The sequence below is a fragment of the Pectobacterium brasiliense genome (assembly GCF_013449685.1).
GTDB lineage: Bacteria > Pseudomonadota > Gammaproteobacteria > Enterobacterales > Enterobacteriaceae > Pectobacterium > Pectobacterium brasiliense_A.
In genome coordinates, this window is sequence record NZ_JACDSF010000026.1 from 1 (window position 1) to 19,955 (window position 19,955).

The following is a 19,955-nucleotide window of genomic DNA, read 5'->3' on the forward strand; positions in this document are numbered from 1 at the left end:
GTCGTGGAGCGTTGCTTTGCGATACTCAAAGAAAATCGCCGTATTGCTACCCGTTCGGAGAAAACAGCCAGAAACGACCTGAGTATGCTAAAACTGGCGGCGATCAGGTTATTTTTAAAGCGGTTGTTAAGTTAAGGGAAACGTCCTAATCATTGGCGGAACAGGACGTGCCGCTATCCGCCCACTGTACACGTCAGAGAGCCGACCATCGCGGTACCTAGAGTCTGATAAGCTGCATGATTAGCCTATAAATTAATGATATATATAAATATTATGAATTTTTACGATAGTGAACTGTCATGCTGTACATACAGTCATCTTGTTCATTCATTAAGTGGGAGAACGTGTCAGTGAGTTCCAACGAAAAGGACATTCTTTCAGTAATGAAAATGCGAGGGGAAGAACTAGCCTAGTTTTCTCTGTGTTTCCGGCCGTTAGTTATCATAGATTTTCTTTTAGAATAATAAAAAGCGTTATTACCTGACTGACAGGCCATACGTTGTTTCTGATTTGCAGGGACGTTTTTATGCTGTCAAACTGGCAAGGATGCGATATTTGAACCCATGCCGTATATTTTCCCGTCACGCTGCCAAATGGTCGCTATGCTCACCTTAACTACCAATACCAGATTGTGGTTCAGACTTATTTTGATCTCGTTTGCCAGCGCATTGCTGGCGCTCTTGATTGGTCAGGGAATTTTAGCCAGGCTGGAACAAACGCAGTTGCAGCACTATAGCCAGGACGTGCTCGAACAAGGCACCGCCGTCGCCCGTGAAAGCCGAGAAACCATAGACCGCGTACTGACGCTAAATAACACGCCTTGCTCCAGCGCTGATCTGAAAGAATTACGCCTGCTCTCCTTTTACTCCGTCTATCTGCGTGATATTGGGCGAATCAAGAACAACTATCTCATCTGTTCTGCGGGCTGGGGCATTCTCAACCCACCAATTTATCTGCTGCCGCCAAACCTGACGAACGATGAGGGCCTGCAACTGTGGACCGCGATGAAAGATGTGGTGGATCCACGCATTACCGCCGATATGGCGAGCCTCAATGGTGTCGTCACTGTCACCGCCGCCGCCGCATTTCGTCATTTCACTCAGCCACCCGCCGAATACAGCGCGATGCTGCTCACCCGTAATCTGGGACATATCTATCAGACCTTTGGCAACATCGACCTCCCGATGTTCAAGGAGAAACGACAAGAGAGTAACGGGTGGCTGACTATGGGAAAACGCCAGACGTTTTCCTGCGCGACGACCCTGAATGTCTGCGTGCTGGCTCAGTTGGATTCTGCCGGTATCCTGTATCGCCCGTGGTATATCATCGCTGCGCTGTTTTTGGTCGGGGCGCTCCTCGGGACCAGTTTTGCCCTGTCCTACCAGCTCTATGACGATCGACACCATGCTTTGCCATCACAGTTAAAACGCGCGATCAAAAATCAGCGCCTTCAGGTACATTATCAGCCGTTAATCAGTCTGCCCCAGCGCGCCATTATTGGCGTAGAAGCGCTGGCGCGTTGGAAAAATGAACGCGGCGATAGCGTCTCACCGGAATACTTCATCAATATTGCAGAAAAAATGGGTTACTCAGATGAGCTAACCCGCATCATTACGCGTCAGGCACTGCGTGACATGCAGCCGTACCTCACGCAGGACACGCCCTTTCTTCTGAGTATTAATCTGTCGGTCACTGATATTGTTTCGCCTGACTATCATCGATTCCTACAGCAAATGTGTGACGAACTAGGGATAGACAGAACGCGTATCATGCTGGAACTCACCGAGCGGTCGAGTACATCCCATAAGACGCTAGCAGATGGCCTTGAGGCCTTACGACGCGCGGGTTATAAGATCGCGCTTGATGATTTCGGCACGGGCTATTCCAACCTCGATTATCTGAGTCATTTACCGTTCGATATGATCAAGATCGACAAGATTTTTGTCGACGCTATCGGCACAGGCACGGTTAATGCTGCCATGGCCGATCTGTTATTTACCCTTATCAAAAAGCTCGACATCCCAGTGATCATCGAAGGGGTAGAAACGCGCGAGCAAGCCGCCTACATCCTGCAACAGTGCCCGTCGGCGATTATGCAAGGATGGTATTTCAGTAAGGCCGTGGCATTGCACGATCTACCGGATATCCATCACTATCCATGCCCGCCGATAGAAAAAATGCCAATAGAATCGGCATAACCTAAAAGCAGGCCTACCATCATAAGTAGACCTGCCGTCATTGGCCACCGTATCCCCATCGGTAAACGGCGGATAGTTAGCTTTCCGCGATCTGACTCAGATAATACGCTTCCCCCTGACGCAGCTCCGCCATCATGAAATCAAGAAAAGCCTGTTGCTGCGGCGCGTGCGCTTTGCCTGCCAGCGTTTGGATTTGAAGCGAACGCTGGTCAAGCTGCTTAATATTCAGCGGCTTCAGGCGCATCGGCTGCTGTAAGCACTTGTACATCACAGAGTAGAAACTACAGGCGGTGACTGCTCCCGGCGTGCTCATCGCATAGTAATAAAGCGTGGTGAAGTTGTTGCAGCACAGCGTCGGTTCCAGAAAGGTGCCGTTCATGCGGCATGAGAGGTCAAACAGCTGCCGCAGCGTGGTCGAGGATTCCGGCAAAGCCAGCGGGAAAAGATGCAGATCCGCCAGTTGAATAGACTGCTGCGCCAGCGGATGATCGTCAGACATCAGTAGCATCAGCGGCGCAGGCAGCGCCAGCTCCACATTCACGCCCTGCTCAGGTGCCAGCGCAAACTGGAGCGCGATATCCACTTCACCATTGCGGATCATCTGGGACACCTGCATCGCCGAGTCCACTTTCAGCGCAAAGGTGGTATCCGGGTCATGCTGGCGAAAACGTGCAAATAGCGTCGGCAGCAGATCAAATGCCATCCCCTCGGTGCAGCCGATACGCAGCAGCGCCCGCCGGCTGGCTTTCAGCCCCTGAATCTCCGCCACGGCGGCATCCATGTCCATCATGCTCTTACGCACGTGATTTTCCAGAATGCGTCCCGCATCGTTTAACACCATGCCGCGCGCATGACGCTCGAACAGCGGCACGCCGATGCGTTCTTCCAGCCGCTGGATTTGGCGACTGATCGCAGAAACGGCGACAAACAGGTGCTGACTGGCGGCGCTGAGCGAACCTGTGGTGGCAACCACTAGAAAATAACGAATCTCGGAGCTGTGCATGGCGGCGTTCCTTTCAGACATCGCGGGGGATTCGCAGGTTTATATTAAAAGCAAAGCTTAATTGCAATTTTTATTATTGTTGCAAAGCTCGTTTTTTCTTTAAATATCGGTAACTTCGGCACATTATTCAGCAAGGAAAGGCATGACCAGCGCAGACCTTATTCGTATCGCCTGTGAACGTTTCGATCGCGGAGAATTTAAACAGACGCTGGCCCGGCGTATTGCCCACGCCAGCGAGAGCCAGAAAGCCGGTAATCATCCCGCGCTGAACGGCTATCTGACCGACGAGATCCAACCCGCCTTGCAGGCGATGGGATTCAGCGTAAGGCTGATTGCCTCGCCAGATGAACGTCATCCTCCTTTTCTGCTGGCCGAACGCATTGAAGATCCCAGCCTGCCGACCGTACTGTCTTACGGCCACGGCGACGTGGTTTTTGGTGATGAAGAAAACTGGCGCGATGGGCTCAAACCGTGGGAATTGGTGGAAGAAGGCGACCACTGGTACGGACGCGGCAGCGCCGATAACAAAGGCCAGCACAGCATCAATCTGATGGCACTGGAGCAGGTGTTTCGGGCTCGTGGGCAGCGTTTAGGCTTCAACTGCAAACTGCTGTTCGAGATGGGTGAAGAAATTGGCTCTCCGGGGCTGACCGAGCTGTGCCAGCAGCACAAGCAGGCGCTGGCGGCCGATATCTTTATCGCCTCCGACGGACCACGCCTCAGTGCAGCGCGTCCGACGCTGTTCCTTGGCTCTCGCGGCTGCATCAATTTCCGTTTGCGCATCCAGGCACGCGATCAGGCATACCATTCTGGCAACTGGGGCGGACTGCTGAGCAATCCGGGCACTCAGTTGGCGAACGCCGTGGCGAGTCTGGTTGATGGACAAGGACGGATGAAGATCGACGCCCTGCTGCCACCGCCGTTAACCCCCGCGCTGCGGGAGATTCTCAGCACCATCGATCCCGCCGGCAGCGAGGGCGATCCGGCGATTGATGAAAACTGGGGCGAAGACGGTCTCACACCTGCCGAACGGCTATTTGGCTGGAACACGCTGGAAGTGCTGTCGTTTATTACCGGTAACCCGAACAAGCCGGTGAATGCGATTCCCGCCGACGCCACGGCGATTTGCCAGTTGCGCTTTGTGGTTGGCACCGACTGGAAAAATCTGGCACAACATGTGCGTCAACACCTCGACCAGCACGGCTTTACGCAGGTGGATGTTGAGGTACTTAACACCTCTCCGGCGACGCGCTTTAACCCCGAAGATCCGCTGGTGAACTGGACGCTGGCACTGATGCAGCACATCAGCGGCAAACAGCCCGCGCTGTTACCAAATCTGGGCGGTTCGCTACCTAATGACGTTTTCGCCGACATCCTCGGCCTGCCGACGTTGTGGATCCCCCACTCCTATCCGGCATGCGGCCAGCACGCGGTCAACGAACACCTGCTGAAATCCGTCGCCCGCGAAGGGTTAGCGATCATGACCGGCCTGTTCTGGGAACTGGGGGAGCAAGGACATACGCTATTAGAAGAACACAGAGTGTACGTGCGTCAGAAGTGATGTTTATAACCTGAACACAATGTTTATAAACGCGAACGTGGCCGTACTAGACGGCCACTAAGCGCAATGAAACAACCAGCTATCTTTCTTAACCGCATCATCAAAGAATAGCACTTAAGCCTTTTCTCTCGATGACCTCCAGTATTCGTAACGCCGCACCCGTTGGTGCGCTTACTCCACGTTCCCATTTCTGAACGCTGTTGGCCGACATATTAATGATGCCTGCCAGTTGGCTTTGACTAATTTTTTCACGCTCACGGATGGCCCGCACTCTGCTCGCGTCCATACTGGCGCGTGATTCCATTTTTTTACTTTCCGCTACCAGACGATTGATAGCGTCAAGATCGACGTCACTGGCCGTACCTGCGGCATGTTGACGCTGAATCATGCTCTGTATATTTAATAAGCGCTTATCAACCATTTATCACCTCAACAAGCTCTTTGTTTTTAAGGTCTGTTTCGAGATCGGCATCAGATTTATTTTTAAACACCGTTGACACAATTTTAAAAGCCGCCAATACATCATCGGGAATTTCTTTCCCACGCATTGATACCGTGTTTTTCTCCCATCCTTCAAAGAAAAACACCTTACCTTCTCGATGGTAAGCCACTATTGTCCGAGCACCGCCACGTTTACCCAGACTGGTAGCAACGCGCTTTTTATAAACACCACCACCGAGACCTCCTTTATCGGGATGATCAATAATGTCTGCCGCAATATCACGTAACTGCTGATCGGTTATGCCTGATTTTCTACGAGATTTATTGTAGTGACGCTCAACAAAAATCCTTTTTTGTCCCATAAAAGAATGCCCGATATTACTATGGTAATAACTACCATAGTAATATCGGGCAATAGCGTCAACCGGTTCGGGAGTCGTTTATTCGGATTGCGTACCTTTCTTCTTCATCCACTCCGGCTTCTGGAACGCGTGGAACATGGAGTTTTTGTCCTCAAAGAACGCGGCGAATTCCGGGGATTGAACGGCGGCTTTCAGATCCTGAGCGAACGGTTTGTCGGCATCTTCCGCACGCACAACGATCATGTTTTTCAGGTCTTCCGGCAGTACATCCAGTTGAATCGCGTCAGACAGGTTCAGGCCAGCAGAAATCGCGAAGTTGGCGTTAATCAGCGAGCCCGTTACGCCGCCCAAAGCACGCGGCAGCTGTGCGGCTTCCAGCGGTTTAAAGACCAGCCCTTTCGGGTTTTCCGTGATATCACGCAGCGAGGCTTTGGTCGGCGTAATCTCTGGATTGATCTTGATCAGCCCGTATTTTTGCAGGAAATCCAGCGAACGTGCCAGATTGGACGGATCGTTTGGCAGCGTGACGATATCGCCCGCTTTCAGCTCATCCAGCGAGCGTACTTTGTTGGAGTAAAAGCCCATGCTGGCCGTCGGTACGGTGATCACTTCCGCCAGTTTCAACCCTTTATCTGCGCTGAAACGATCGAGATAGCGGCGGTTTTGGAACAGGTTGGCGTCGATACTTTTGTTCGACAGTGCCAGATTCGGCTGGATGTAGTCGCTGAATTCGCGCACTTTTACCTCGTAGCCTTTTTTCACCATTTCCGGTTTGATCGCTTTCGTGACCATGTCGCCATACGGCCCCGGCGAGACGCCGATGGTGATTTCTTTACCTGAATCTGCTGCGTAAGCCTGAGAGATACCCAGCGCCAGCATGAGTGGAATGAGTTTTTTCAATCGCATCGTCGCGTTCCTGTCTGTCCGATTTAGTCAGTCTTTACCATTATTTGGGGCGTAATAGGTGCCATGATATTGATGACGAAGTAAGGCCGGCAGAGAGAGTGGGTAGATCGTAAAGACGCGGTAAATACATCCCTGTACGCTCGAGCCGCGCCATCCCTGGCGCGGACGCTTTACTCTTCTATCCCACGCTCTCTGCTGCCATGTCGTATAACGGTTATGGGCGTCGTAGCGCCCTATTCTATTTTTATAACGTTATTCCCTGGTGTTGGATAACGTTTTACTGCTCACATGCCTTACTAAAAAAGGCTTACTCAAGAATCAGTTAAAACAAAAAGGTTTCCTGTCCGTAGCAATATTTGTCGTACAGTTCAGGGTTAATCTCGAAGCCAATTCCTGGTTTATTTGGCACGGCGACGCAGCTGTCTTTGTCTAATTCGACAAACGGCAGCATGAAGTCTTCATGCCAATAGCGGGAAGATGGCGGAATATCGTGCGCGTAGATAAAGTTCGGCAGCGTGGATACCGCGATGTTGTGTGCTTTACCGACCGCCGTATCCAGCATACCGCCGCACCACACCGGAATATTGTGCGCCTGGCAGTAGTCATGAATCAGCTTGGTTTCAGTAATGCCGCCCACGCGCGCGACTTTAATATTGATGATTTTGGCGCTGCCCAGCTCGATCGCCTTACGCGCATCCTCTACCGACGCAATGCTTTCATCCAGACAGATAGGCGTATTTACCGCCGCCTGCAGTTTGCGGTGGTCGATAATATCGTCGTGCGCCAGCGGCTGTTCAATCATCAGCAGATTGAATGGATCAATGCGCTTAAAGAAATCGATATCGTCCAGCGTGTAGGCGGAATTGGCATCCACCATCAGCGTAATATCACCAAATGCCTGACGCAGCGCCAGAATATAGTCGTAATCTTTTCCCGGCTTGATCTTTATTTTGATGCGCTTGTAGCCTTCATTCAGGAAATTATCGACCACGCTGACTAATTTATCGGGCGTTTCCTGAATACCAATACTCACGCCCGCTTCGACTTTATCTCGTACGCCACCCAGTAATTGATGCAGCGGTACGCCTTTTATCTTCGCGTAAGCATCCCAAATACCCCCTTCGATTGCCGCTTTAGCGCAGTTATTACGCTTTACCGGGGCGAAAATATCGCGCACCTGCGAAGGATGTTCAATATCCCCAGCTTGCTTAATCATCGGGATCAGGAAGTCACGCATAATATGCCAGGCGGTGACGTTGGTTTCTTCGTTATAAAACGGCAGCGAAATTGCCGAGCAATCACCGTAACCAATCTGTCCGCCCGCGTGAATTTCCACTATGGAGAAATGTTTCTCCGTCTGCGTCGCAAAGCTGGTCGTAAATGGCGTTTTCAGCGCCATTTTCATTTTTCTTAATACAATTTTGTCTATTTTCATGACATCTCTCTGCTGCCCTGAATACCCTATTCTGTCGTGGTTTAGCGGCGTTCGCGCTTATTCGCACGACGCGATAATATATCGCCCAGCGTTTGCACGACCTGCACCAACACCACCAGCGCAATCACGGTCACCACCATCACTTCGGTTTCATAACGGTAATAGCCGAAGCGAATCGCCAGATCGCCGACACCACCGCCGCCAACAATCCCGGCCATTGCCGAGTAGCCAATCAGGCTGACCAGCGTGATCGTCAGGCCGCGTAATAATCCAGCCAGCGCTTCCGGTAACAGTACAGTCCCGATGATACGCGTCGGGCTAGCACCAAAGGCTTCCGCCGCTTCCACAATACCCGGATCGACTTCACGCAGTGCGGAATCCACCAGACGCGCATAAAAGGCAATCGCCGCGACGGACATCGGCACCGCCGCCGCAACTGGCCCAATCGTGTTACCCAGCAGCAGCTGTGTTAATGGCAACAGCAGCACCAGCAGGATCACAAACGGGATCGAGCGGATGATATTCACCAGAATGGTCGACACCAGATAGATAAAACGGTTCTGCCAGAATAAATGACGATCGGTCACATAAATCGCGATACCTAACGGCAGGCCGAATATCACCGCACAGAGCGTTGAAATACACACCATCGTGAAGGTTTCACCGAAGGCGAAGATTAATTCACCGAATAACTCAGTCATTGATGACCTCCACCCCAAAGGTATTCTGTCGAATATAAGCAATAGCAGCAGCTAAATTATCCGCTGTCGGATCGTCACGGTATGAAATCTGAGCGATAATATGCCCCAGTGCGCGATCGTTAATGTATTCAATATTGCCGTGCAGAATATTTACCGATACCTGAAACTGCTGTGCCACGTCGGATAATATCGGTTGTTCTACCGAGTCATCGGCGAAGAGTATTTTCAGCAAGACGCCTTTATTATTCTGCTTAAAGCGTTCAGGTAATTCGACCGGGCTGGTATGGCTAACCAGCTGTTTGGTGTAAGCGTGCTGCGGTGAGGAGAAGATCGTAAAGACGTCACCTTCTTCCACTATATTTCCACCCGTCATCACCGCCATGCGCTGACAAATACTTTTAATCACGCTCATCTCATGGGAAATAAGCACGATCGTGATACCTAACCGAGCATTGATGCTTTTCAATAGCGCCAAAATAGACGCCGACGTTTCCAAATCCAGCGCCGAGGTAGGTTCATCACACAGCAGCACTTCGGGATGGTTGGCGATGGCGCGGGCGATGCCCACACGCTGTTTCTGCCCACCGCTCAACTGCGCCGGATAGGCTGTTCCTTTGTCCTGCAATCCGACCAGCGCCAGAATTTCCGGCACGCGTGAGGCAATCTCTTCTTTACGCTTCCCCGCAGCACGCAGGCTGAACGCCACGTTGTCATACACATTGCGGGTATGCATAAGATTAAAATGCTGGAATATCATCCCGATACGCTGCCGATGCTGACGCAGTTCGCGGCCGGACGCATCACTAATCAGCGTGTCGCCCAAAAACACGCGCCCTTCGGTTGGGCGCTGCAATAAATTGATCGTCCGCAGCAGCGTACTTTTTCCTGCGCCGCTGGTGCCGACAATCCCAAACACTTCACCCTGTTGAATGGTCAGGTTGACGTTGTTTACCGCCCTGGACTGTGCTGCTTTACCGGCGGGAAAATCAACGCTCACGTTTTCTAACCGAATCATTACCTGACTCACTCCTGCTGTTACTGACTATTTTATTGGCATACGCAAACGTATGCCTGTTTGATGTAGGGAAATCATTATTCGTGGGTAAAATCATTTCTTAGTTGACGTTGAACCTATCCCACAGGACTGTTTCACTTGCCATTTTTAACAGGGGTAGGCTCGCCATCGCCTTTTTGCGTTGAGGAATAACCGGGCTATTTATGTCTGTCACTGTTGTTATAATTAGATTAATTGTTTATAAATCAATGGAATATTAAAAAATAATCGTCTGTTTAAAGTAGAGAGAAATGAGCTTTGCGTCAATGATAAAAAAAGCAAATCACCTTTCTGTTTTTTAGAAACTCTTTTATGTCTTTTTCTTCTATATAGCCACTATCAACGTGTGCTACACGATCGCGGGATGTAACAACTTCATCTTGTCGATCACATCGCACAACTTATCCGGTTGATCACATAGGTAGTCAGCTTGGTGGGTTGATAACTCAGCATGTGTCCCGTATCCCCACAACACGCCGATAGACGATAAGTGGTTGTCCCGAGCACCGATAATGTCGTCCTTTCTGTCGCCCACCATGATTGAACGACTCGGATCCACCTCATGTTTCATGATTAAATAAGCTAATAATTTACTCTTATCATCCATGCTGCCGTCAGCAGGCGTCCCGATGATATCTGAGAACAATGTGCTTATTCCCATCTCCCCCAGTATTTTTTCAGCAAATAATTGTCTTTTGGATGTAGAAATAAAGAGTTTATTGCCACGCTGTTTTAATTGATCAAGCATTAACAAAACCCCTTCATAGATTAGGCTATTGTAAAGCCCATATTGACCATAATGCGCTCGATAAATATTTATTGTTTCTTCTACCCTGTCATCAGCATAAGGTTCCAACAACGTTTTGACTATATTGCTCATTGGCGGCCCAATGAGTGATGAAATATCAATCTCATCATCAATCATATGCCCTTGCTCTCGAATAGCATAAATAAGGCTATCTTTAATTCCCGGAACAGAGTCAATAATAGTTCCATCTAAATCAAAAATGATATTCATGATGATATGCTCCTTTTGTCATTTCCTCAGGTGATCTCTCGCGTTCGGACTCTCTTTTACGCCTGTTTAAGGATACGTCATAATGAGATCAAAAACAGAACAAATCATGATTATTGAATTGGGTACATCGCTTCCGGCAGTGGGCATACCAACACGGGTGCCGGTACTCAGAATTCGCATAGGACGATCCCTCTACCGCAACGGAAATGAAGACGTTCACATTTTACTGCGCAAGGGAAGAGGAACATGACAAGGGGATACTATGTAATAACGAAAATTAATTATCCGCAGTATTATATTCACAACGGCGTTTCATTTTTTTTAAAATGAACGAATCTGGTTTTAAAAAAAGCAATTATGGCATTACCTTAACGATTATCTCCGTCAGTTAGCTGTAACGGTAACTTTCCATTCAGGATAATATTTTAATTAATACAAAACCATCAGAATGTAATGCTGGTGGTTTTGTAAATCAATGTAAATAAATGCTATCTAAAGTCCCCTAATGCCATTTTTAAATTTTAGTTAACCTCAACATAAATATTCTCTTTCTTCCGTCGATATAGAAATACCGCTCCTTATCTGGGAGTAATTTAGAGGTACTTATGAGCATTAAACTTAAATTAATTTCGGTTATGTTGTTAATGGCATTACTGCTTTTAACCGTCTCTCTGCTCGGGCTGTTTGGCATGAACAGCGCAAATCAGTCGATGAAAACACTGTATCAGGATCGGCTGGTCGCTCTGCAGTATCTTGGCAATGTAACCAGACAGATGAACAACGTAATGTTTGAAATCGCCAGCATTGACCTCTCACAGCCGAACAACGTCAAGACTGGGCTGGAACATATCGAAGAAGCACAAAAAATTTATAATGCGCAATGGGACTTGTACAGTAAAACGTATTTAACGGGCGATGAACAAACATTAGAAGAACAGTATGTTGTCTTATACAAGCAGTACAATGAAAAAGTCATCCTTCCCGCCATTCGTGCAATACAAAAAAATGACAAAGAGGCGCTGGAATATATTATTAACCACACACTAAAAAACGAATACGCACCGCTGCAGAAAATTGCCGACCAACTGATCAAATTACAATCGGATGTGGGAGAGGAACTGTATACCGAGTCACAAAATAGTTTCAGTAATATATTATTTTCCGTGGTGATTACCCTTCTGGTCGGGATAGCTATCGTTGCCTTATCAGGGTGGCGATTGATTCTCTCGATTGCCGTACCAATAAAAAATGCCGTGGATTTAGCCAGAAAAGTGGCAGATGGCGATCTGACACACCGCATCGCGATTACGTCAAACGATGAAATGGGACAGCTACAAACCGCACTGCGGGAAATGGTGCTGAACCTGACGGATATCGTTGAGCGCGTACACAGCAACGCCGACATTATTGCGACCGCATCCAGCCAGATTAACAGCGGCAATATCGATCTCTCCTCTCGAACCGAGCAGCAGGCCAGTTCACTGGAAGAAACCGCGGCCTCAATGGAACAAATGACCTCCTCGGTCAAACAGAATGCCACCCATGCCGCTCACGCCAGCCAGTTGGCAACCACCGCCTCACAGCGCGCGGTTGACGGCGGCAAGATGATGGGCGATGTGACCAATGCCATGCAACAGATGGTGTCATCCGCAGAGAAAATCACCAATATTATCGGCGTGATCGACGGCATCGCCTTCCAGACCAATATCCTCGCGCTGAACGCCGCCGTGGAAGCCGCCCGAGCGGGCGAACAAGGCCGAGGATTTGCGGTCGTCGCAGGCGAAGTCCGCACGCTGGCACAGCGCAGCGCCAACGCGGCGAAAGAGATCAAAGAACTGATCGGGACGTCCGTCGAACAGGCAAATCATGGACACCATGCCGTCATCGAAGCGGGCAGCACGATTCAAAGCGTAGTGGAAGACATCAAACGCGTGGCCTCGATCGTGACCGAAATTTCTACTGCCAGCAATGAACAAAGCCTGGGCATTGGGCAGATTAATACCGCGATTTCACAGATGGAAACGGTCACGCAGCAAAACGCCGCGCTGGTAAACGAAGCCGCCGCGGCCGCTGGTTCGCTGTCCGAACGTGCGGGTGAACTCAGCCATGCCGTTGCGGCGTTCCGTATCTAATCACCTTGCCTTTTCACGTCACCCGCGCGATTGATTATTCCCACGTGCGGGTATCGATGACCTTTAACACGTCGCTCAACGTGGTTAAAAACACATCGGCGTGCTCTTCCTGAAACACCAGCGGCGGGCGAACTTTCAGCACGTTTGCCGCTGGCCCCGTCGCGCTGATCAGCACACCGCGCTGACGCATAGCATTCACGACCTGCAATGCGGATTCCGTTGCCGGCGCTTTGCTTTCGCGATCGCTAACCAGATCTACGCCGATAAACAGACCGTAAGCCCGAATATCGCCAATCAGCGGGAAATCCTGCGCTAACTGCTGTAAGCCTTGCCGCAGATAATCACCAACCCGCTGGGCATTCTGCTGTAACTGTTCTTCCCGAATCACTCGCAGCACCGCGTGCGCCGCCTGACAGGACACCGGATTGCCGCCGAACGTATTGAAATAGCGGACATCTCGCCCGAATGCATCGAACAGCGCGGAACGCCCAACCAGTCCAGCAATCGGATGTCCATTGCCCATCGGTTTCCCTAAACTCACCAGATCCGGGATAACACCGTGACGCGCAAAGCCCCACATTGATTCCCCGGTGCGCCCAAAACCCGGCTGCACTTCATCTGCGATAAACAGTCCGCCCGCCTGACGAATCAGCGCAGCCGCCTGCGCCATCTCGCCTTCCGGTGCGCAGAACACACCATCACTGGAAAAAATCGTATCGATCAGCAGCGCGGCAGGACGAATGCCTTCCTGCTGCATCTGCGCCAGCGCATCACGAATACTGCGAAGAAATGCACCGGGCTGGCGATAGGTATCCGGCGGCTCGATCAGTTTCACGTGACTGCCGCGCGCCACACCATCCCCCAGCGACGGCGACAGTTCTGCCAGCGCGCTGGTTACGCCGTGATACGCCCAGCGCGTTACCAACACGCCCGTTCCCCCCGTCGCATGTCGGGCAATGCGTAATGCCAGATCGTTGGCTTCACTGCCGGTACAGGTCAGCATCACGTTGTTCAACTCGGCAGGAAACTCACTCAGCAGATCTTCCGCGAAATCAATAATCGCAGGGTGCAGGTATCGCGTGTGGGTATTGAGCTGTGCGCTCTGTCGCGCCATCGCCTCAACCACTGCCGGATGGCAATGCCCAACCGAGGCCACATTGTTATACACATCCAGATAGCGTTTCCCCTGATGATCGACCAGCCACACGCCCTCACCGCGCGCAACGTGCAGGGGTTCTTCATAAAACAGGCGGTAGCCGCTGCCCAATACTCGCTGACGGCGCGCCAGCAACGCCTCTGTCGTGGTCATTTCAAGCGTGATTTCTCTCTGATTCATCGCGCGTTCTCCGGGCAAACCTGCTGTAGGCGAGTCACAAACTGGGGATGGGAATAGGTCGCGATGCGCTGCAAACTGTGCCAGCAGCGCGGCACATTGCGCAGCAGATATTCCCGATTGTCGGGATAGCGTGATGCACGCCACTGCGCAATCGTCAGGGTCAGCGCCATGCGGGTCGCAATCAAATCCGGTAACAGCGCGATCTCCGCCGATGTCAGCGGTCTGTGCTGATGATAGGCGGCAACAAACGGCACAACCTGTTCCAGCAGGTCCACGCCATCGCCAATCTGGTACGCCAGCGCCGTCGCCACTTCGCAGATTAGCGGGGCAAAGACGGCATCGCCAAAATCGATAATGCCAGTGACCCGCGTCGGCGACGAACCGTCTACCAGCACGTTATGCGGGTTCAGATCGTTATGAATGACCTGGCGGCGTAGCATCGTCAATTCAGGCGCGACATGGCTGTCATAACGATCAAAAGTACGCTGAAGATGCTGATATTGCTGTCGCTCAGGCACAAAATCGAGGTAAAGACGCACCTGCTCTGCGCGGCTGATATCCCACAGTAGAGAACGGTTCGCCGCCGGATGCATAAAGCCGTAAAGCGCGTTGTCTAACTGCGCCAGCGCGCCCCCCAGTTGCGGCATCAGTGCCGTTGAAGGCGAAGCCAGATAGTGCGGCATGCCTGCGAGATAGCTCACCAACCGCACGCGCAGCAGTACACCATCAATTTCAACGCACGTTTCTGGCAGACCCGCTGTTGTCGGCCTGATGCGCGGTACGGGCAATTCGGGTGCCTGCTGAGCAAGATGTAATAGCAACGCGGTCTGAAAATCACTGACGTCGGCGGGCTCAGCGGCATTGATGACTTTCAGCATGTAGCGTTCATCGGGCGTGACCGTCAGGCAGAAATTCATATCACGCTCGCCCTGAAGCAGCGTCATCTGCCCAGACAAGCCATATTCTTGCTGTGCGATGGCCAATGCCTGCTGACAGGAAACCTGCGGTGCCGCCTGCGTCATCAGCTCATCGCCATGCGATGCAACATCGGCAAAAATCGGCTGATTGGACGCCTCGGAAGGAAACGTGGGAAAAAGTACAGTGCGTCGTCCGTCAGACATGCTGCCCTCCGTTAACGTGGATTTCCGCGCCGTTGACATAAGAAGCCCCAGAAGTGCAGAGAAAATAGATCAGGCTTGCTACCTCTTCGGGTTTACCTAAACGCTGCATCGGCACCTGCCGCTCAATAATGTCGTCCGTCCCCGGTGACAGAATCGACGTCTCAATTTCCCCCGGCGCAATCGCATTCACGCGAACGCCGTGTGGGCCAAAATCAAAGGCCATTTCCCGCGTTAGCGCAGACAGCGCCGCTTTTGACGTGGCGTAAGCCACGCCGGCAAAGGGATGAACGCGCGATCCGGCAATCGAGGTCACATTAATCACGCAGCCCTGTGACGCTTTTAGCTCGTCAAACAAGCCGTTTGCCAGCAGCGCGCAGGAAAACAGATTGACGTTGAAGACCCGCAGCCAGGTCGCATAGTCCGTGTCGCGCACGCCCAGACGCTGCCCGTCGACACCCTTTGGTGAAATCCCTGCGTTATCGACCAGCGCATCCAACCGCCCGCCCAGCTTTTCTTTAATCAGCGGCAGCGTCTGTTGCAGGCTGTCGATATCTTCCAGATCGAGATGAATGTGATTAAGCAATTTTTCCGCCCACGGGCACTCTTCCGCCCAGTTTTGGCGCGACGCGGTAAAGATCCGCCACCCCGCCGCGTGAAAATGCTTAACGGTGGCATGCCCGATTCCCCGGCTAGCGCCGGTCAGCAAGAGTGTTTTTTGCACTGTCATACCGAATCTCCTGAGCCTTTGTACAATCATTTTTTACATAGCACACATCAAAATGGTGTTTGATGCATCATCAATTGGGTTTTAAAAAAAGCTGAAGGAATTTTCAGCAAAAATTTAGTCTTTTCACGACTACATACATCCTAATGTGAAAGTTTCGTGCGTATGAGTAGTGTTATTTCTCTGTGACTTCATCACACGCCCGACAAGGCGCGCTCAATCGCCGCAGCGCCTTGACCACTGGCTTTTCGGCGCTAATTATGCCGCTAAAGCGGTGCCTTCGTCGGTATCAGGCTTAGAGGACCGCTTGCGACACGCTCCCGACGTGGCGCAAGCTTGAGCCGCGTCCATGCGGCTCATCCTAAGCCTGCTATCTCCTCAGCATAATTTCTTACGCCGGATAGCAACTGCCCTCACTTACGCATTACATTAATGGCGATAAGAAACGGCATGCAAATATCAACGCGCACGAAATATTCTCACGCTGGACACTTTTCGATTCCCCATCTTAACCCCCGCTCCGTAAACGCTCCGAGCGGCGGCGTAAAATCTCCATCACGATGAGCAGGACGAGCGCAGCGCCGACCATCATGGTGGCGGCGGCGGCTATCGTCGGGTCGAGGTTTTCGCGGATACCAGCAAACATCTGTAGCGGCAGCGTACGCTGGCGCGGGCTGGCGAGGAACAGCGTGACGATCACCTCATCAAACGAGGTCGCAAAAGCAAAGAGCGCACCGGAGAACACGCCGGGCGCAATCAGCGGGAACGTTACCTTGCGAAAAGCCAGCAGCGGCGAAGCACCCAGGCTAGCGGCAGCACGCGTCAGGTTGTGATCGTAGTTCTTCAATACTGCAGTGACCGTAATCACCACGAACGGCACGCCCAGCATCGCATGTGCCAACACCAACCCCAGATAGCTGTTCAGCAGCGACAGCTTGGCGAAGAAGAAAAACATCCCTACCGCGACAATCACCACTGGCGCAATCATCGGCGAAATCAGCACAGCCATCACCAGCGACTTCCCGCGAAACTCACCGCGTACCAGCCCGACCGATGCCAGCACGCCGAGCACTGTCGCCAGTAACGTCGCCAGCGGCGCAATCAGCAGGCTGTTGCCCAGCGCCCCCAGCCACTCGCTGGAGTTGAAAAATTCGCGATACCAGCGCAGAGAAAATCCCGTCAGCGGATAGCTCAGAAACGAACCGGCATTAAATGAGAGCGGAACAATCACCAGCACGGGCACGATTAAAAACAACAGCATCGCCGCCCCGTAGAAATTAAAGAACGTGTTCCACAGGCGGATCATCACTTCACCCTGCTGTCTCATATGTTATCTCCCCAATATAAGGTGTGCTTAGTGCGCCGCCGCTTCCGCATTAGTACGCGTGACACGGATGTACACGACGTACAGCAGCGTCACGATGATCAGCAACTGCGTCCCCAGCGCGGCCGCCATTCCCCAGTTCATCGTGCTATTGGTGAAGAACGCGACAAAATAGCTCAGCATTTGGTCACTCGGTCCACCCAGCAGCGCTGGCGTAATGTAGTAGCCAATCGCCATCATAAAGACCAGCAGCGCTCCCGCCGTCACGCCCGCGTACGTTTGCGGCACGTAAACCCGCCAGAAGGCGATAAACGGATGCGCCCCCAGCGAAATCGCCGCGCGTACATAGTTCGGGGAAATGCCTTTCATCACCGCATACAGCGGCAAAATGAAGAACGGCAGCAGGATGTGGGTCATTGAGATGTAGACACCGATGCGGTTAAACACCAGCACCAGCGGCTCATCGATAATGCCGATGTGAATCAGCGAGCGGTTGATCAAGCCGCCCGACTGCAACAGCACAATCCAACTCGCGGTGCGCACGATCAGCGATGTCCAGAACGGCAGCAGCACCAGAATCAGCAACAGATTGGCGCGGTTAGACGGCTGTTTGGCCAGCCAATAGGCCAGCGGATATCCCAGCCCCACGCACAGCAGCGTCACCACGCCCGCCATGAGCAGCGTACGCAGCAGCACGTCGACGTACAGCGCCTGATCGGCAGGCTGCGGGACAATCTGCTGCGTGGTGGCATCGACTTTGTGGTCAAACACCGCCAACAGGTAATAGCTGGTGAAAGGCCGCGCCGCCCGGTCGAACGTTTGCCAGGTCGCCAATTCACCCCACATTGGCTGCTCACGTATCAGTTGAGCGCGAATGTCGCTGCTGCCCTCGGCGGGCAACTTACGCAGTGTGCGGGTAATCAGCGTACGGTATTCCGCTCCTTCATACCCTAACCGTTTAGTGATCGTGCTTAACTTACCGCTGCTGCGGGCATCGCGCAGATCGCTAACCAGCGCCCGAAAGACGGCGTCATCCGGTACAGCTTTGCCCGACCAGAGCCGCATCGCGGCAATGGTCTGTGGCATATTGTCGCGCAATTCTGGGTTGGAGACGCTTTTCCCCAAAATCGAGGTGATCGGGAAGAGAAAACTCACCACGATAAACAGAAACAGTGGTGCAATCAGCAGCAGAGAGCGTTTTTTATAGGCTTTCTGCGCGAGCCACAGTTGCTGCTTCAAGGTTGAATTTTCTTCGTTTCCGCCAGACGCTACAGCGGCGACGACATCGCTTTGGGACATAGGCTCTTTCTCCATCATCACGTACGGTCACTCACTGCGGCGTTACTGCGCGGCCCAGGCATTAAAACGTTGCTCCAACTCTTCGCCGTGATCGATCCAAAACTCTGTATCGACTTGCAAGGCCTGTGCCAGATTATCCGGTGCGGTCGGTAGATTAGCCGCAACGGCCGGTGCCAGCAGGCTGGTGGTTTTGACGTGCGTCGGGCCATACGGGATGTTTTCGGCGAATACCTTCTGGTTTTCCGGCTGGTTGGCAAACGCGATAAACTGCTCAGCCAGTGCCTTGTGCTTGGAGCCTTTGACGATCGCCCAGCTATCCAGATCGTAAATGCTATCAGCCCAAACAATCTTGAAGTCATGTCCTTCTTTTTGCGCCGCCGCGACACGGCCGTTATACGCAGAGGTCATCACCACATCGCCCGACACCAGCCATTGCAGCGGCTGTGCGCCGGATTCCCACCACTGGATATTCGATTTGATCTGATTCAATTTCTTAAAGGCGCGCTCGACACCTTCTGGCGTCGCCAACACCGTGTAGAGATCGTCACGCTTCACACCATCGGCCAGCAGCGCAATTTCCAACGTAAATTTGGCACTTTTACGCAGTGCACGTTTACCGGGGTAATCTTTCACATTCCAGAAGTCAGCCCAGCTTTTCGGTGCCTGTTTCAGCTTCTGCGCGTTATAGGTCAGTACGGTAGACCACAGGAAGATCCCCGCACCGCACTCGCTGACTGCGCCTTTAACAAACTGCGACTGATCGCCCAGTTTTGACCAGTCCAGCGGTTCAAACAGCCCTTCGTTACAGCCGCGCATCAGTTCTGGACCTTCAACTTCCACGACGTCCCAGCCTACCTGTCCGGTTTCCACCATCGCCCGGATACGCGCCATTTCACCGTTGTACTCACCGGCTTCCACCGTGCCTTTGCCCGCTGCGGCGAACGGTTTGTAAAATGCCTTATCCTGCGCATCCTTGTTTAACCCGCCAAATGAGATCACCGTGACGGACTCCGCCTGCGCCTGACAGGCCATCGTCACCAGAAAAGCCGTGGCCGCTATTTTCTTCAGTACCGGACGGTTGAAGAGGCCTTTCGCTTTGGATGTGTTGTTGAGTTTGGACATCTTTTCGCTCCTGGAGTGTTAGCCAACGTAATAAGGTCAAATACGAACCACAATTTTTGTGCGCCGAACTTTTGATGCATCATGTATCATGATAATCACGCAAAAAAATATGAGCATAAATTGTGCCAATTCAAAAATTTTATTGATGTTTTACTACTGCGGCGGCGGGAACGGTGAGGAGAAGCATCAGGAAGACACAACCGCTATCGATACCTGAT

General features: G+C 52.0%; 17 protein-coding genes and 1 pseudogene. 4 read left to right on the top strand and 14 right to left on the bottom strand.

Annotated features, from left to right (window positions below):
• Positions 1-135: pseudogene (locus tag H0248_RS10990) on the top strand (IS5 family transposase); the annotation flags it as partial.
• A 467-nt stretch (positions 136-602) separates the two neighbouring features.
• Positions 603-2,198, top strand: coding sequence for an EAL domain-containing protein (locus H0248_RS10995; protein ID WP_180785964.1), 1,596 nt, complete (start codon positions 603-605; stop codon positions 2,196-2,198).
• Positions 2,199-2,274: 76 nt separating this feature from the next.
• Here the strand turns inward: H0248_RS10995 and H0248_RS11000 are convergent, their stop codons facing one another.
• Complete coding sequence (locus tag H0248_RS11000) at positions 2,275-3,201, bottom strand: LysR family transcriptional regulator (RefSeq protein WP_180785965.1); 927 nt, start codon at positions 3,199-3,201, stop codon at positions 2,275-2,277.
• A gap of 142 nt (positions 3,202-3,343) precedes the next feature.
• On the opposite strand from H0248_RS11000, the gene H0248_RS11005 reads away from it, so the two are divergent.
• A complete protein-coding gene (locus H0248_RS11005; RefSeq protein ID WP_180785966.1) occupies positions 3,344-4,762 on the top strand; it encodes a M20 family metallopeptidase in 1,419 nt (472 codons plus the stop codon).
• Between the two features lie 100 nt (positions 4,763-4,862).
• On the opposite strand, the gene H0248_RS11010 is transcribed toward H0248_RS11005, so the two are convergent.
• The 7 genes from H0248_RS11010 to H0248_RS11040 all read right to left on the bottom strand — a co-directional run bounded on the left by H0248_RS11010 (position 4,863) and on the right by H0248_RS11040 (position 10,679).
• Entirely contained in the window at positions 4,863-5,183 is a 321-nt protein-coding gene (locus tag H0248_RS11010; RefSeq protein ID WP_180785967.1) for a helix-turn-helix domain-containing protein, read from the bottom strand.
• Positions 5,176-5,565, bottom strand: coding sequence for a type II toxin-antitoxin system RelE/ParE family toxin (locus H0248_RS11015; RefSeq protein ID WP_180785968.1), 390 nt, complete (start codon positions 5,563-5,565; stop codon positions 5,176-5,178). Before H0248_RS11015 ends, H0248_RS11010 begins: the two co-directional genes overlap by 8 nt.
• A gap of 78 nt (positions 5,566-5,643) precedes the next feature.
• The gene (locus H0248_RS11020; protein ID WP_039288787.1) at positions 5,644-6,471 is read right to left on the bottom strand and encodes a MetQ/NlpA family ABC transporter substrate-binding protein; all 828 of its coding nucleotides are present in this window, start codon (positions 6,469-6,471) and stop codon (positions 5,644-5,646) included.
• Between the two features lie 322 nt (positions 6,472-6,793).
• The gene (gene menC, locus H0248_RS11025) at positions 6,794-7,906 is read right to left on the bottom strand and encodes an o-succinylbenzoate synthase (protein WP_180785969.1); all 1,113 of its coding nucleotides are present in this window, start codon (positions 7,904-7,906) and stop codon (positions 6,794-6,796) included.
• A gap of 41 nt (positions 7,907-7,947) precedes the next feature.
• Positions 7,948-8,607 (bottom strand): methionine ABC transporter permease, encoded by a 660-nt coding sequence (locus H0248_RS11030; protein WP_014915567.1) that lies wholly within the window; start codon positions 8,605-8,607, stop codon positions 7,948-7,950.
• The gene (locus H0248_RS11035; RefSeq protein ID WP_180785970.1) at positions 8,600-9,622 is read right to left on the bottom strand and encodes a methionine ABC transporter ATP-binding protein; all 1,023 of its coding nucleotides are present in this window, start codon (positions 9,620-9,622) and stop codon (positions 8,600-8,602) included. Before H0248_RS11035 ends, H0248_RS11030 begins: the two co-directional genes overlap by 8 nt.
• A gap of 388 nt (positions 9,623-10,010) precedes the next feature.
• Positions 10,011-10,679: an HAD hydrolase-like protein gene (locus H0248_RS11040; RefSeq protein WP_180785971.1), complete on the bottom strand. Its 669-nt coding sequence runs from the start codon at positions 10,677-10,679 to the stop codon at positions 10,011-10,013.
• Between the two features lie 644 nt (positions 10,680-11,323).
• Here H0248_RS11040 and H0248_RS22615 point away from each other — a divergent pair.
• Positions 11,324-12,811: a methyl-accepting chemotaxis protein gene (locus H0248_RS22615; protein ID WP_240346046.1), complete on the top strand. Its 1,488-nt coding sequence runs from the start codon at positions 11,324-11,326 to the stop codon at positions 12,809-12,811.
• 34 nt (positions 12,812-12,845) lie between these two features.
• On the opposite strand, the gene H0248_RS11050 is transcribed toward H0248_RS22615, so the two are convergent.
• From H0248_RS11050 to H0248_RS11075, 6 genes are all read right to left on the bottom strand, one after another.
• Complete coding sequence (locus H0248_RS11050) at positions 12,846-14,147, bottom strand: aspartate aminotransferase family protein (RefSeq protein ID WP_180785973.1); 1,302 nt, start codon at positions 14,145-14,147, stop codon at positions 12,846-12,848.
• Positions 14,144-15,268: a phosphotransferase gene (locus H0248_RS11055; protein ID WP_180785974.1), complete on the bottom strand. Its 1,125-nt coding sequence runs from the start codon at positions 15,266-15,268 to the stop codon at positions 14,144-14,146. The genes H0248_RS11050 and H0248_RS11055 overlap by 4 nt, the downstream gene beginning before the upstream one ends.
• Positions 15,261-15,995, bottom strand: a complete 735-nt coding sequence (locus tag H0248_RS11060) for an SDR family NAD(P)-dependent oxidoreductase (protein WP_014915573.1) — start codon at positions 15,993-15,995, stop codon at positions 15,261-15,263. Before H0248_RS11060 ends, H0248_RS11055 begins: the two co-directional genes overlap by 8 nt.
• A 505-nt stretch (positions 15,996-16,500) precedes the next feature.
• Positions 16,501-17,319, bottom strand: a complete 819-nt coding sequence (locus H0248_RS11065) for an ABC transporter permease (protein WP_010276953.1) — start codon at positions 17,317-17,319, stop codon at positions 16,501-16,503.
• A gap of 27 nt (positions 17,320-17,346) precedes the next feature.
• Positions 17,347-18,615 (bottom strand): ABC transporter permease, encoded by a 1,269-nt coding sequence (locus H0248_RS11070; protein WP_180785975.1) that lies wholly within the window; start codon positions 18,613-18,615, stop codon positions 17,347-17,349.
• A gap of 42 nt (positions 18,616-18,657) precedes the next feature.
• Positions 18,658-19,737, bottom strand: coding sequence for an ABC transporter substrate-binding protein (locus H0248_RS11075; RefSeq protein ID WP_180785976.1), 1,080 nt, complete (start codon positions 19,735-19,737; stop codon positions 18,658-18,660).
• Positions 19,738-19,955: the final 218 nt, after the last annotated feature.

Bases quoted from the DNA above. Each gene is read 5' to 3' on its own strand.
- H0248_RS10995 (WP_180785964.1), top strand. From the start codon at position 603: ATGCTCACCTTAACTACCAATACCAGATTGTGGTTCAGACTTATTTTG.
- H0248_RS11000 (WP_180785965.1), bottom strand. From the start codon at position 3,201: ATGCACAGCTCCGAGATTCGTTATTTTCTAGTGGTTGCCACCACAGGT.
- H0248_RS11005 (WP_180785966.1), top strand. From the start codon at position 3,344: ATGACCAGCGCAGACCTTATTCGTATCGCCTGTGAACGTTTCGATCGC.
- H0248_RS11010 (WP_180785967.1), bottom strand. From the start codon at position 5,183: ATGGTTGATAAGCGCTTATTAAATATACAGAGCATGATTCAGCGTCAA.
- H0248_RS11015 (WP_180785968.1), bottom strand. From the start codon at position 5,565: ATGGGACAAAAAAGGATTTTTGTTGAGCGTCACTACAATAAATCTCGT.
- H0248_RS11020 (WP_039288787.1), bottom strand. From the start codon at position 6,471: ATGCGATTGAAAAAACTCATTCCACTCATGCTGGCGCTGGGTATCTCT.
- menC (WP_180785969.1), bottom strand. From the start codon at position 7,906: ATGAAAATAGACAAAATTGTATTAAGAAAAATGAAAATGGCGCTGAAA.
- H0248_RS11030 (WP_014915567.1), bottom strand. From the start codon at position 8,607: ATGACTGAGTTATTCGGTGAATTAATCTTCGCCTTCGGTGAAACCTTC.
- H0248_RS11035 (WP_180785970.1), bottom strand. From the start codon at position 9,622: ATGATTCGGTTAGAAAACGTGAGCGTTGATTTTCCCGCCGGTAAAGCA.
- H0248_RS11040 (WP_180785971.1), bottom strand. From the start codon at position 10,679: ATGAATATCATTTTTGATTTAGATGGAACTATTATTGACTCTGTTCCG.
- H0248_RS22615 (WP_240346046.1), top strand. From the start codon at position 11,324: ATGGCATTACTGCTTTTAACCGTCTCTCTGCTCGGGCTGTTTGGCATG.
- H0248_RS11050 (WP_180785973.1), bottom strand. From the start codon at position 14,147: ATGAATCAGAGAGAAATCACGCTTGAAATGACCACGACAGAGGCGTTG.
- H0248_RS11055 (WP_180785974.1), bottom strand. From the start codon at position 15,268: ATGTCTGACGGACGACGCACTGTACTTTTTCCCACGTTTCCTTCCGAG.
- H0248_RS11060 (WP_014915573.1), bottom strand. From the start codon at position 15,995: ATGACAGTGCAAAAAACACTCTTGCTGACCGGCGCTAGCCGGGGAATC.
- H0248_RS11065 (WP_010276953.1), bottom strand. From the start codon at position 17,319: ATGAGACAGCAGGGTGAAGTGATGATCCGCCTGTGGAACACGTTCTTT.
- H0248_RS11070 (WP_180785975.1), bottom strand. From the start codon at position 18,615: ATGTCCCAAAGCGATGTCGTCGCCGCTGTAGCGTCTGGCGGAAACGAA.
- H0248_RS11075 (WP_180785976.1), bottom strand. From the start codon at position 19,737: ATGTCCAAACTCAACAACACATCCAAAGCGAAAGGCCTCTTCAACCGT.